This window comes from bacterium, from assembly GCA_041648665.1.
Lineage (GTDB): Bacteria > UBA10199 > UBA10199 > 2-02-FULL-44-16 > JAAZCA01 > JAFGMW01.
The window spans coordinates 1-12,307 of the sequence record JBAZOP010000086.1; the positions used below are offsets into that span (position 1 = coordinate 1).

General features: G+C 58.4%; 11 protein-coding genes. 7 read left to right on the plus strand and 4 right to left on the minus strand.

The features are described from left to right. Window positions 1–745 precede the first annotated feature (745 nt). Window positions 746–2,041: a hypothetical protein gene (locus WC683_16685; GenBank protein ID MFA4974246.1), complete on the minus strand. Its 1,296-nt coding sequence runs from the start codon at window positions 2,039–2,041 to the stop codon at window positions 746–748. A 190-nt stretch (window positions 2,042–2,231) separates the two neighbouring features. On the opposite strand from WC683_16685, the gene WC683_16690 reads away from it, so the two are divergent. After that, entirely contained in the window at window positions 2,232–3,026 is a 795-nt protein-coding gene (locus tag WC683_16690) for a sulfite exporter TauE/SafE family protein (GenBank protein ID MFA4974247.1), read from the plus strand. A gap of 4 nt (window positions 3,027–3,030) precedes the next feature. Here WC683_16690 and ettA read toward each other — a convergent pair whose 3' ends face one another. Further along, the gene (gene ettA / locus WC683_16695) at window positions 3,031–4,728 is read right to left on the minus strand and encodes an energy-dependent translational throttle protein EttA (GenBank protein ID MFA4974248.1); all 1,698 of its coding nucleotides are present in this window, start codon (window positions 4,726–4,728) and stop codon (window positions 3,031–3,033) included. A 78-nt stretch (window positions 4,729–4,806) separates the two neighbouring features. Between ettA and WC683_16700 the strand changes: the two genes are divergently transcribed. Continuing rightward, a complete protein-coding gene (locus WC683_16700; GenBank protein ID MFA4974249.1) occupies window positions 4,807–5,592 on the plus strand; it encodes a TIGR02757 family protein in 786 nt (261 codons plus the stop codon). A 119-nt stretch (window positions 5,593–5,711) separates the two neighbouring features. Beyond that, a complete protein-coding gene (locus WC683_16705) occupies window positions 5,712–5,939 on the plus strand; it encodes a hypothetical protein (GenBank protein ID MFA4974250.1) in 228 nt (75 codons plus the stop codon). Between the two features lie 7 nt (window positions 5,940–5,946). Here the strand turns inward: WC683_16705 and WC683_16710 are convergent, their stop codons facing one another. Further along, window positions 5,947–7,476, minus strand: coding sequence for a leucyl aminopeptidase (locus WC683_16710; GenBank protein ID MFA4974251.1), 1,530 nt, complete (start codon window positions 7,474–7,476; stop codon window positions 5,947–5,949). Window positions 7,477–7,569: 93 nt separating this feature from the next. Here WC683_16710 and WC683_16715 point away from each other — a divergent pair, with 93 nt between their 5' ends. After that, complete coding sequence (locus WC683_16715; GenBank protein MFA4974252.1) at window positions 7,570–8,343, plus strand: methyltransferase domain-containing protein; 774 nt, start codon at window positions 7,570–7,572, stop codon at window positions 8,341–8,343. Between the two features lie 12 nt (window positions 8,344–8,355). Next, on the plus strand, window positions 8,356–8,817 hold the full coding sequence (locus tag WC683_16720; GenBank protein ID MFA4974253.1) for a RidA family protein: 462 nt from the start codon (window positions 8,356–8,358) through the stop codon (window positions 8,815–8,817). A 10-nt stretch (window positions 8,818–8,827) separates the two neighbouring features. Here WC683_16720 and WC683_16725 read toward each other — a convergent pair whose 3' ends face one another. Further along, window positions 8,828–9,814: a hypothetical protein gene (locus WC683_16725; GenBank protein MFA4974254.1), complete on the minus strand. Its 987-nt coding sequence runs from the start codon at window positions 9,812–9,814 to the stop codon at window positions 8,828–8,830. 212 nt (window positions 9,815–10,026) lie between these two features. Between WC683_16725 and groES the strand changes: the two genes are divergently transcribed. Beyond that, window positions 10,027–10,323, plus strand: a complete 297-nt coding sequence (gene groES / locus WC683_16730; GenBank protein ID MFA4974255.1) for a co-chaperone GroES — start codon at window positions 10,027–10,029, stop codon at window positions 10,321–10,323. A 34-nt stretch (window positions 10,324–10,357) separates the two neighbouring features. Next, on the plus strand, window positions 10,358–11,995 hold the full coding sequence (groL, locus tag WC683_16735) for a chaperonin GroEL (GenBank protein ID MFA4974256.1): 1,638 nt from the start codon (window positions 10,358–10,360) through the stop codon (window positions 11,993–11,995). The last annotated feature ends 312 nt before the right edge of the window (window positions 11,996–12,307 follow it).

Below are 12,307 nucleotides of genomic sequence, written 5' to 3' on the forward strand. Positions count from 1 at the left end.
TCGGCGCAGCCCTTGCGGTCGCAGGGTTTATCAGCCTGGCGGTCAACCGCCGCTGGTTCTTCGAACGCCTCCCCAACGTCATAAAATAGCCGCCAGCAGGCACTTTACACGGCCCGGGCAGGATGCTAGAGAGGCCCATTGCCTAAGAAAGACTTAGCGTTCTTTTAAAATAATATACTCCGAAGTAGCTCAGTTGGTCAGAGCAGCTGACTGTCGAAAAGGCAGCCTCCGTCGGAAACGGCGGAGTGAACAGCGGGTGAATTCAGGGAACCCTTCATCGAATGAATTCGATATGGCGATCCTGAGCCAAGTCCACCGATTTCAAAGGCGGTGGGAAGGTGCAGAGACTAGGGAGTGACGAAAGAATAATCTCCCATAAGCGCCCGCCACCTAATTCCTTTACAGGATATGGTGAAGAGATAGTCCACGCCGATTGGAAACAATCGGAGCGCGTGTAATCAGCGGGTCGCCGGTTCGAGTCCGGCCTTCGGAGCAAAAAGAATGGGGCACTTTTTTGGGTGCCCCATTCTTTTTGCTTTGGATTGCCGTGACGAGAACTGCAGCCCGTAGGGCTGCTCGTTCCGACCGAGACCGGGCACCCGCAGCGCGGGTGGGCGAGGAAGTACCCGGAGCGCGGCAGCGCGGAGGGTGGAGTCCGGCCCTCTGTTTCTAATGTGATCGTTTACGCAGGGGCGAGTCCGGCCTTCGGAGCAAAATAGTGACCTCATGAATTCAGGCCGGGGCTTCACCTGTACAACGTCTGAGGGCTGGAAAAGACCCACGCACTGGGATCGGCGTTGTAATCGTCGCAGTCGGCATACGAGAGTTTCTCGATCTTGAGCGTCTCATCCTCGACCTTCAGTAAAAATATGACATTGACGCCCCAGTCATACTGAAACGAATCATAACAATAAATGAGGCCGTCGTTTGTCACATCGGCAAAGTCGCGGTTGATCCTGCCGGAGCCCGACTTCGCAAAATTGTAAGTCGTTGCAGTGCTGTTAGGAAGAGTTTCGGACCCGACGTTGATCATCTGTCTGGTGTCGGACGCAAATTCATCATCGATAAGAGCGGCGCTTGCGGCATTCTCCATCATGTCTGTTGTTGAATCGGGATACCAGTATCCCTTGGCCGCTCCGACAACATCAAAGGCGAGGTTGCCGCAGTGCGGGCTGCCTTCGGTCTTGGCCTCAAAACCTGTGATCTCATCGTATCGGCCAATCATCCCATCGAGCGTCGTAAAGACAGAATTGTTTGAATCGTAGTAATTCAGAAAACATTGTTTATAGACCCAGTCGAAACCATCGTCGGCGACGCCGCGTTCAGGGCTTATGAGATCGAGAGGTGTCGCGAGCTTGTCATAGATTCCAACATCAATTGCGGTATTGCCTGGCCGATTACCGAATGTGCCGAGGAGATCGCCGGCATTGACTGCGATCGACACCTGTTTCGAGCACTTATGGGAACTCGCTGCCGGTGCATCTTCGCAATCATCGTCGGTGAATGCCCCCAGGGCCACCAAAATCTCGGCGCTGAGACCCTTGACGTGATTGAAATATGCTTTGACATCTTTGCAGGGGCCGTACTCGATCGAGTAATCTTCTTCGCCGCTATCTATCACGCCGTTTTCATTGTAATCATAATCCGAATTAAAAAATCGGATGATCTTTGTAATGGTCACATTTCCCGGTGCATAGAAGTTAGTCGTCGTGTCGTCATCTTTGACGTAAAAATACATATGCCCGGACGGCAACACATGCCCGCCCCAAGGATTGGTTGACCCGAGCGGAGCGACGTACCGAAAATTGGTCCCGGCTTCGTCGAGAGAAACTGGCGATACCGAAAAATAAGGCGTTGCAACGCTGCTGCAATCCGCAAGCAAATCTTGGGTGGTTGTGGCGCCTGTTTCATCGCCGCTGTCATCTGTTTCACCACCGCTATCATCAGTGCCGCTGCTCGTGCTGGTGGATCCGCCGCAGCATATAAGTAACAACGAGATTACGGTTACGACAACAAAGGGTTTCCACTTAGCGTATCTCATAGCCCCCTCCAATGAATTCGATTGCGTGTGAATACACCAAAGCAGCAAGACTTTTGAATACGAATACTTGTAGTATACAATATTTTGGATGCGATAATCCAAGCTATTGTAACAACGGCTGGGAAAACAGGGGCTAAAGCCCTGTGAATCATATTTTTTCTTTATCGCCAGGAAATTTTCCGCTATCGATATGCCCGTGGAATACCTGGTGATCGGAATCGCTTCTCTTGTGGTCGCATCGCTCACCCTCTTCTCGGGCTTCGGGCTCGGCACGCTGCTCATGCCGGTGTTCGCCCTGTTCTTCCCGGTCGAGATCGCAATCGCGGCGACCGCGCTAGTGCACGCTTCCAACAACGCGCTCAAACTCCCGCTCTTCGCAAGGGGCGCGAACTGGCGCGTGGTCGTGCGCTTCGGCGTCCCGGCGCTCGTCGCGGCCTTCTTCGGCGCGTGGCTCCTCACCTCCATCTCCGGCATGGAGCCGATATACGAGTACGATCTCCTGGGCAGGCACGCCGCCGTCACACCGGTGAAGCTCGTGATCGCCCTCCTCATCCTGATCTTCTCGATGCTCGATCTCATGCCGCGCTTCGCGAAGCTCTCGTTCCATGAAAATCTCCTCCCGCTAGGCGGTGTTCTCTCAGGCTTCTTCGGCGGCCTCTCCGGCCACCAGGGCGCCCTGCGATCCGCATTTCTCATAAAGGCAGGGCTCACCGCGCAGGCCTTCGTCGCCACGGCTGCGGTGGTCGGTTTCATGGTGGATGCGGTGAGGCTCGGGGTCTACGGCGCGGGCTTTGCCAATGCCGGCCTCTACGACTCGGCGGGCGCAAAGGTCTGGGGGCTGGTGATCACGGGGATGCTCTGCGCATTCGCAGGCACCCTCATCGGCAGGGGCCTGCTAAAGAAGATAACCCTGAGGTTCGTGCAACTGGTTACCGGCACCATGCTCATCCTCATGGCGCTCCTGCTGGGCTCAGGCCTGGTATAACGCCTCAGCCCCTCTTCAGTTTTTTGTATTTGATGCGGTGGACCTCTTTTGCGGCGTCGCCAAGACGGCGGATGCGGTCCGCTTCGTATTCGGCGAAGTTCCCTTCGAACCAGACCGCCTGCGAATCGCCTTCAAAGGCCAGGATATGCGTGGCGATGCGGTCCAGGAACCAGCGGTCGTGGCTTATGATGACCGCGCAGCCGGCGAAATTTTCCAGCGCCACTTCCAGCGCGCGGAGAGTGTTCACGTCGAGGTCGTTGGTCGGCTCGTCCAGGAGCAGGACGTTGCCCGCGTCCTTGAGCGTCATGGCCAGATGCACACGGTTCCTCTCGCCGCCGGACAGGAGTTTGATCTTCTTCTGCTGGTCAGTGCCTGAAAAATTGAACCTGGCGACGTAGGCGCGGGAATTCACCTCGCGGTTGCCCAGGGACACGGTCTCCGCGCCGCCGGATATGCATTCCCAAACCGTGCGCTCGTCGTCCGGGGCAAAACGGTCCTGCTTCACATAACCCAGCTTCACCGTGTCGCCGATTTTAAATGCACCACTGTCCGGCTTCTCGAGCCCCATGATCATCTTGAAGAGCGTCGTCTTGCCCGCGCCGTTGGGGCCGATGACGCCCACGATGCCGCCCTGGGGCAGCGAGAAGTTCATATTCTCAAAGAGGAGATTGTCGCCGTAGGCCTTTGAAAGATTCTCCGCCTCTATGACGGAGGTGCCCAGGCGCGGCCCGGGCGCGATATAAATCTCGATGTCCTCGTCCAGCCTCGCCGGGTCCTGCTTCAGGAGGTTTTCGTAATTCGTGATGCGGGCCTTGCTCTTGGCGCGGCGGGCGGAAGGCGATTGGCGGATCCATTCCAATTCGCGATCCAGGGTCCGGAGGCGTTTTTGGTCCGCGCGCTCTTCGCGGGCCAGGCGCTCCTCTTTCTGCTCCAGCCATGAGGAATAGTTTCCCTTCCACGGGATCCCGTAGCCGCGATCGAGCTCCAGTATCCATCCCGCCACGTTGTCCAGAAAATATCTGTCATGGGTGACTGCGATGACCGTGCCTTTATAGTCCCTCAGATGTCGCTCCAGCCACAAGACCGTCTCCGCGTCCAGATGGTTGGTCGGCTCGTCGAGCAGGAGGATGTCCGGCTCCTTTAGAAGCAATCTGCACAGGGCGACGCGGCGCTTCTCTCCGCCGGAGAGCGTCTCTATCAGCGCATCGTCCTGCGGACAGCGCAGTGCGTCCATGGCGAGCGCGAGGCGATTGTCCAGGTTCCACGCGTCGGCGTGATCGAGCCTCTCCTGCACCTTGGCCTGGCGCTCGAGCAGCTTTGCCATCTCCTCGTCGGACATCGGGTTTGCGAACGAATTGTTGATCTCGTCGAACTCCTTGAGCATGTCGACGATCTCCTGGACCCCTTCGGAGACTGCCTCCTTCACCGTCTTCTTGGGATCGAGGAGCGGCTCCTGCTCCAGGAGGCCTACGCTGTAATCCTTGGCAAAATGGACTTCGCCGCTGTAGCCGTCGTCGAAACCCGCGATGATCTTGAGGAGCGAACTCTTGCCCGAACCGTTCGCCCCCAGCACCCCGATCTTCGCGCCGTAATAAAAACCCAAAGAAATCTCCTTCAGGACCTGTTTCTTGGGCGGATGCACCCTGCTCACCCGGTGCATCGAAAAGATCACTTTTTGCGGTTCATTGTCCCGGTCTGCCATATGCCCGTCTTCTTGGATAAGCCGCAGGACAAAGTCAAGTGTATCGAATTATCGCTGGCATCCGGACAAAATTGTGTTATGTCGCGACCCCTGATCATGAAAGTCACAAGACGACACCTCGAGAATCTTTACAGCGCCCTCAACCGCCGCGAGTTCGTCTCGCCCGATCCGCTTCAGTTCCTCTACGAATACGACGATCCCTTCGACCGCGAGGTCGTGGGGCTCATCGCCAGCTCGCTCGCTTACGGCAGGGTAGCGCAGATCCTGAACAGCGTTCGAAAGATACTGGACAACATGGAAGAGCCCAGGCGCTTTGTGATCGATTCGACGCCGGGAAAATTGAACAAGATATTTTCGGATTTCAAACACCGCTTCACGACCGGCGACGATATGGCGTCCATGTTGACCGGCGTGCAGCGCGCGATAAAAAAACACGGCTCGTTGGGCAAATGTTTCGCCTCACATACAAAAAAATCGGATCAAAACGCGATGCCCGCGCTCGCCGGTTTTGTGTCGGAGCTCGGAGCGGGCACGAGCCTCCTGCCGTGCCCCGACAAGAAGAGCGCGTGCAAGCGGCTCAACATGTACCTGCGCTGGATGGTGAGAAGGGACGACGTCGATCCGGGCGGCTGGAAGGGGATCTCTCCTGCGAAGCTCATAGTTCCGCTGGACACGCACATGTATCGGATCTCGAAGAAGCTCGGGTTCACGAACCGCAAGGCGCCCAACTACACGACGGCCATCGAGATCACCCAGGCCTTCAAAAAGTTCTCGCCCGACGACCCGGTCCGCTACGACTTCGCCCTCACCCGCCTGGGCATAAGAAACGACCTCGACACCCTGGACCTCCTCGATTGGGCTTGACAACCCATTGATATCATTAGCCTAAATACCTTAATAAAAAATCGCGCGAGCAAGCAACTTTCGGGTCGATCCTGCCGATAATAAGTATGCAGGCGCGTGTGTGCGCCCTGGAGCCTTTTATGTCCATAGACAGGATAAAATTCCAGTCGCTCATAAACCCGATCTCGGGCAACGCCCCTGAAGAGGTATTCGTATATCCGATGAGCAGCGGTATCGAGGCTGCGGACAGTTTTGTCGTGGAAAACGAGTCCGGTTCGCTCGAGGCCCTGCTGGAGGGCAAAGGCCGCAACGCCTCTTCGGCGGCAGAGGTCCCGATGCCCGGGATCAGCCGCTTCAAGAACTCCTGAACAGAGATCAGCCTTTTCTGAAGTTTACGACAAACTCCGCAAGGGTGCGCACCATCACGCCGGTAGCGCCCTTAGGCCACAGCGGCAGGCCCTCATCCGTCCATGCGCTCGCCGCAATGTCGAGGTGAGCGAACGCTAGGTCGCCCACGAACTCCTTTAAGAATATCGCTCCCATGATCGTCTGGGCCTTGCTCTTCCCGCTGTTGTTGAGATCGGCTATGCCCGAGGTGTAACCCTTCTTGTATTCGTCCACCATGGGCAGCTGCCAAATGCGTTCGCCGGTCGCCTCGGCGCCCTTCTTCACCTTCTCCACGAGCTTATGGTCGGTCCCAAGGATTATCGTGTAGAGTTCGCCGCAGCAGTAGGCCGCTCCTCCGGTGAGAGTCGAGAGCTCGACTATGACGTCCGGCTTCTTATCCGCGGCAAAGGAGAGGGCGTCGGCCAACACGAGCCTCCCTTCTGCGTCGGTGCTTATGATTTCGACGGTCTTTCCGTTTCTCGCCTTGATTATGTCTCCCGGCTTTATGGCGCGGCCGTCCGGCATGTTCTCCGCAGCCGGGATATACGCGTTCACCTCGACCGCGGGCTTCAGCTGCGCGATCGCCTGCATGGCGGCGATGACGCTCGCAGCTCCGGCCATGTCGCTCTTCATGACGTCCATGCCGCGCGCGGGCTTGATGGAGATCCCGCCTGAGTCGAACGTGATCCCCTTGCCCACGAGCGCTATCTTTCCGTGCGCGCGCCCCCTGGGTTTGTACGACATGATTATGAAGGCCGGCGGCTCGGCCGATCCCCTCGACACCGCCAAGAGTCCGCCCATGCGCTGCTTCTGTATGGCCGCCCTGCCGAGCGACTTGAAGCCCATCTTGTATTTCGCGGCCACCTTTCTCGCCGCCGCAGCGATCCGCGTCGGGGTCGCGTCCTGGCCGGGCGTGTTCGTGAGGTCGCGCGCAGCGTTCTGCGCCTCGGCTAGAATCTTCGCCCGATCCACTGCGGCCTTGACCGGCGCGGCGTCTCCCTCGTAGAGGAAATGGAGCTCCGAGAGCGGCGCGGGCCTCTCCTCTCCGTCGGTCTTGTAGGCCTCGAACGCATAGCTGCCTAGAATGGCGCCCTCCGCTATGGCGCGCGCCCTATCCGCGGCGTGCAGGTCGTCGACCGAGCCGCGTTCGAGCACCAGCGCTGCGGAGTCGGCCTTGACCACGCGCGCCGCCTTTGAAATCGCGGCGCCGGCCTCCCTCAGGATATCGAGGGTCAGGTCCTTGCGCCGGCCCATGCCGACGAGCAATATGAATTTCGCCGGTATCTTGCCTGCCGTGAAGAGCATGCGGTGCGTGCCGCGCTCTCCCTTGAATTTTTCATCCGCGATCTGTTTCGAGACGCTGCCCGCCATCGCCTTGTCCAGCGCGATGCCTCCGTCCACATGCTTGATGAGGGCGTGCCTCGCACCCTCGTCCTCCTTCGCCCTCTCGAAGAGCCCTATGGAAATTATGTCCGCCTTGAAAGATTCAGGCGTCTGTCTGCTCACGGTGAGCTTCATTTTTATCTCCTTTGAGCCGGACATCTTATACGCCCGGATCAATTGGTCAATGATCCCTTGTAGAAACAAGGCGTTTCATATACATATATATTGATGTCCGAGTCATTCGACCAATCCTTGAGACGGGCCATGGAGGCCCTGGGCCGCATCGTCGAGCACCTCATCGGTAGCGCCAAGAAGGCCAGCGTCCACGTCGGCACCCGCGCCGGCGTCCAGCCCGTGCTCTCCATCGAAAGCCAGCTCTCGTACGAGAGGATAAAAGAGCTCATCGATCTCTCGATAAAAAAGATGGTCGAACCTGCGCTGCCGGACCTCCAGGGGAAGACGGCGCTGGACATAGGAGAGGGGCCGGTGTTTTACGCATCGAGGCTGCTCGGCGCCAGGGCGCAATGCGCCGTGAGCTTCGACATAAGGGGCGCTGCTTCGGAATTGCAGGGCGACGCCTCGCGGGGATACATCGTGCAGGGCAAACCCGCGAAGCTCCCGTTCCCCGCCGAACGCTTCGGCTACATAATGGCCAGGCTTGCCTCGATGTCGCAGGGCGACGTGGCGCGCGCGATCGCGGAGATGGGCAGGGTCATGACGCCGGGAAGCCAGGCCGTGCTCGTGGATTTCCATCCCTTCGGGCTCTTCGCCAAAAAGGGTTCGAGCAGGATAAAATCAGCGGAGTCGAATCTGCACAGGTTTGAAGACTACTACGCGACCATGAGAAAGGCCGGACTTCGCATCGTTGATCTGAGAGAGATATTCATAGACGAACAGACGCGCGGCTTCTTCAAGGAAGAGGAGATCAGCGTGTACCGCTCGCTCAAGGGCACGCCGCTCTTGGCATTCTTCTTTCTCTACAGGCCGAAGGCGAAGAAATAGGACGGAGTCACCATGAAATTCGACGACAGGCTCGCTGAACTCTACATCGAATTGCAGGAGCCTCCCTCGGAAAAAGGGAGCGCCCAGGCAGTCACGCAGATCGGCAAGCTGCTCTACATAGCGCAGGCGCTTCCATATTCCTCGGGCCGCTTCCATCACCAGGGCCGCGTGGGCATCGAGGTGAAACTCGATGCGGCCAAGCTCGCGGCGAGGATGGCCGCCGTGATGGCGATCTCATACGCCAGGCATGCGCTGGGTGGTTCGCTCTCCAAGATCAAGAGGGTCGTCCAGCTCAACGGTTTCGTGGCATGCGGGGCCGACTTCAAGGATCACGAAAAGGTCCTAGACGGGGCGAGCGACCTCTTCGGCGATATCTTCGGAGTCGACGGAAAACACGCGAGGACCGCCATCGGCGCAGCGAGCCTGCCGCAGAACGCATGCGTCTGCCTCTCCGTGGTGTTTGAATTGAAGTGACTTGGGATAATTATTCCGAAGGATTCACGTACATCATCGCGGAAGCGGTCGCGGATTTCAGCCATGAGTCGGATGCGTTATCGAACGTAGCTCCGAGCGTCACCTCATCTCCCTCTGCGATCTCGGTCTTGAGATCCACGAACGGATTGTCCGACAGCTCCAGGAGTTTGTGACTCTCGTCCAGCGTGGCCTCGGACCTCCAGAACGGGACCACCCCGCCGCCGGTCGAGAGTTCTATCGAGGCGCCGAAATCAGAGAGCGCGCCGCTGACCATGATCACGCGCGAAGGGCTGTCCATCCTGTAGGATACCGTGCGCTCCGCAAACGCGCCCGGCTCGATATCCACGGTCTCATGCCCGCACGGCTCGAACTCCACGAGCATGGGCTTCACGTCCGAGAGGCTTGAGAATTCGTTCATGGGCCGCGCTACGAGGGTGATCTCGAAGTAGACCCCTGAATAACTCTGCTCAGTCGGGTTCTCAAGAACGACGGAGATCTCGAGCGGATCCGTGGACAGGACCGGATAGCCGTAGCCCTGCGGCAGCTCGACCTTCGTGAGAAGCGCCGTGGCGATGAAGGCCGGGTTGCCTGCGCCGGAATTCCCGCACATGGAATTCTCCTCATGCAGGTTCGAGACTATGGCCTGCCTCAAGAGCCCTGACGGGAGCTCCGAACCTGCGGCGTCCACGACCTTGGGCTCGAAGGCAGTCACCCAGATGTCCTCGTCGGACTGGAAGCGCATGGCGAGGGGACCCTCCTCCATCTCGGCCCCTGCCGGCAGATCGACCGGGCCCACGTGGAAGATGAACCTCTTCTGCCAGGCTTCCTCGGCGAGCTCATCATCCACATCAGGCTCGTTGAGGCCCACCATTACGTCGCCGTCAGGGGATATGAAGACAGGGGCGTCGGTGCCTTTGCAGCCGGCCTGCATGAGCAAGGCTGCCGTCATCGTGAATGCGATAAAAAACGTGATTTTATTGATGAATTTGGCTTTCATAGCCCGCGAATCTAAGGATATCGGCCGCTGATGCCAATATGCATGGCGTCAAAGGCCTGTAACGCGACGGATCAAAAAAATCGCCCTTCCCCCTTGACTGTGGATAACTAGACATTATATGGTCCGCAACCCGCAGCGTTAGCACTCCATTGGTGCGAGTGCCAACCGCGGAAAAGATCGAAAATTCAGCTACTAACAAAGGAGGAAGTGATATGAGCACAAAGATCAGACCGCTGCACGACCGCATCCTCGTCAAGCGTCTCACCAACGAGGAGAAGACAAAAGGGGGGATCATCATCCCTGACACTGCCAAGGAAAAGCCGCAGGAAGGCGAGATCATCGCCGTGGGCAACGGCAAGATCCTCGAGAACGGCCAGAAGCTGAACCTCGACGTGAAGATCGGCGACAAGATCCTCTTCACGAAATACGCGGGCAACGAGATCAAGATCGACGGCGTGGAGTACACGATCATGCGCGAAGACGACATCCTGGGGATCGTCAACGCATAAACCATAACAACAAACAGCCACCAAGGAGGATACAATGTCAGCAAAGGAACTGCTCTTCAGTCAGGACGCCCGCGATAAGATCCTGCGCGGCGTGAATGCGCTGGCCGACGCGGTGAAGGTCACGCTGGGCCCCAAGGGCCGCAACGTGGTCCTGGACAAATCGTTCGGCAGCCCGGTGATCACCAAGGATGGAGTCACGGTCGCCAAGGAGATCGAGCTCTCGGACAAGTTCGAAAACATGGGCGCGCAGATGGTGAAGGAAGTCGCAGCCAAGACCTCCGACATCGCGGGCGACGGAACCACCACCGCCACGGTGCTGGCGCAGTACATCTATCATGAGGGCGCGAAGCTCGTCGCGGCAGGCCACAACCCGATGGCGCTCAAGCGCGGCATCGACAAGGCGGTCGAGTACACAATCGACCAGCTCAAGAAGAATTCGAAGCCGACGAAGGACCAGAAAGAGATAGCCCAGGTAGGAACGATCTCGGCCAACAACGACGAGACCATCGGCAACATCATCGCCGAGGCGATGAGCAAGGTCGGCAAGGAAGGCGTGATAACGGTTGAAGAGGCAAAGGGCATGGAGACCACGCTCGACGTCGTGGAGGGCATGCAGTTCGACCGCGGCTACCTCTCACCCTATTTCGTCACGGATCCTGAGAGGATGGAAGTGGTCCTCGAGAACCCGCTCATCCTCATCAACGAGAAGAAGGTCTCCAGTATGAAGGACCTCCTCCCGGTGCTCGAGCAGGTCGCGAAGATCGGCCGTCCGCTGCTCATCATCGCCGAGGACGTGGAGGGCGAAGCCCTGGCCACGCTGGTCGTCAACAAGCTGCGCGGCACCCTGCAGGTCGCTGCGGTCAAGGCGCCGGGATTCGGCGACCGCCGCAAGGCCATGCTCGAGGACATCTCGACCCTGACCGGAGGCAAGTTCATCGCCGAGGAGCTGGGCTTCAAGCTCGAGAGCATGACCACCAAGGATTTGGGCCAGGCCAAGCGCATCACCATCGACAAGGAAAACACCACGATCGTCGACGGCGCAGGCTCCAAGGAAGCGATAGAGGGCCGCATCAAGCAGATCCGCGCGCAGATCGAAGAGACAACCTCTGACTACGACCGCGAGAAACTCCAGGAGAGGCTCGCGAAGCTCGTCGGCGGAGTGGCCGTGATCAACGTCGGAGCGGCCACCGAGACCGAGATGAAGGAGAAGAAGGCCCGCGTCGAGGACGCGCTCCATGCGACGCGCGCCGCGGTTGAGGAAGGCATCGTGGCCGGCGGCGGCGTGGCCCTCATCAGAGCGACCTCAGGCCTCGACAGCCTCAAGGCCAAGCTCACGGAAGAGGAGTGGGAGGGCGTGCAGATCGTCCGCCGCGCCGCAGAGTATCCCTGCCGCTGGATCGCTCAGAACGCTGGGTGGGAAGGCGCCGTGGTCGTCAACCACGTGAAGTCCGCGAAGGGCAACGAGGGCTTCAACGCCCAGAATTGCAACTACGAGGATCTCATGGGCACGGGCATCATCGACCCCACGAAGGTCGTGCGCTCCGCGCTCCAGAACGCCGCCTCGGTCGCAGGCCTCATGATCACCACAGAGGCGATGGTCACCGAGAAGCCGAAGGAAGAGAAGGCCATGCCCCAGATGCCGCACGGCGGCGGCATGGGAGACATGTACTAGCAGCTGAATAAGGCTCATCAGCCAAAGAGGTGGTCCCGAGAGGGGCCACCTCTTTTTTATGATGCTGATTTATGATGCTGAAGTTTTATTGACCCCAAGAAAATCAACGTGTTATAATGCACCAACTTTTTGGGGGAATCATCTTGCGCACTGCCTCGCTTTTTTCTGCAAACAAATCGATCAGATCGGCGATATTTGCCGTCGGATTCGCTGTCGTGCTCCTGGCCTCGTTTTCGGCCCATGCGCTGAGCTTCTCCAGCCACGGCTACTACAGGCTCAGGGTCGTGGGGGTAGACAACCTGGACCTCCAGG

Bases quoted from the DNA above. Each gene is read 5' to 3' on its own strand.
- WC683_16685 (MFA4974246.1), bottom strand. From the start codon at position 2,041: ATGAGATACGCTAAGTGGAAACCCTTTGTTGTCGTAACCGTAATCTCG.
- WC683_16690 (MFA4974247.1), top strand. From the start codon at position 2,232: ATGCCCGTGGAATACCTGGTGATCGGAATCGCTTCTCTTGTGGTCGCA.
- ettA (MFA4974248.1), bottom strand. From the start codon at position 4,728: ATGGCAGACCGGGACAATGAACCGCAAAAAGTGATCTTTTCGATGCAC.
- WC683_16700 (MFA4974249.1), top strand. From the start codon at position 4,807: ATGTCGCGACCCCTGATCATGAAAGTCACAAGACGACACCTCGAGAAT.
- WC683_16705 (MFA4974250.1), top strand. From the start codon at position 5,712: ATGTCCATAGACAGGATAAAATTCCAGTCGCTCATAAACCCGATCTCG.
- WC683_16710 (MFA4974251.1), bottom strand. From the start codon at position 7,476: ATGAAGCTCACCGTGAGCAGACAGACGCCTGAATCTTTCAAGGCGGAC.
- WC683_16715 (MFA4974252.1), top strand. From the start codon at position 7,570: ATGTCCGAGTCATTCGACCAATCCTTGAGACGGGCCATGGAGGCCCTG.
- WC683_16720 (MFA4974253.1), top strand. From the start codon at position 8,356: ATGAAATTCGACGACAGGCTCGCTGAACTCTACATCGAATTGCAGGAG.
- WC683_16725 (MFA4974254.1), bottom strand. From the start codon at position 9,814: ATGAAAGCCAAATTCATCAATAAAATCACGTTTTTTATCGCATTCACG.
- groES (MFA4974255.1), top strand. From the start codon at position 10,027: ATGAGCACAAAGATCAGACCGCTGCACGACCGCATCCTCGTCAAGCGT.
- groL (MFA4974256.1), top strand. From the start codon at position 10,358: ATGTCAGCAAAGGAACTGCTCTTCAGTCAGGACGCCCGCGATAAGATC.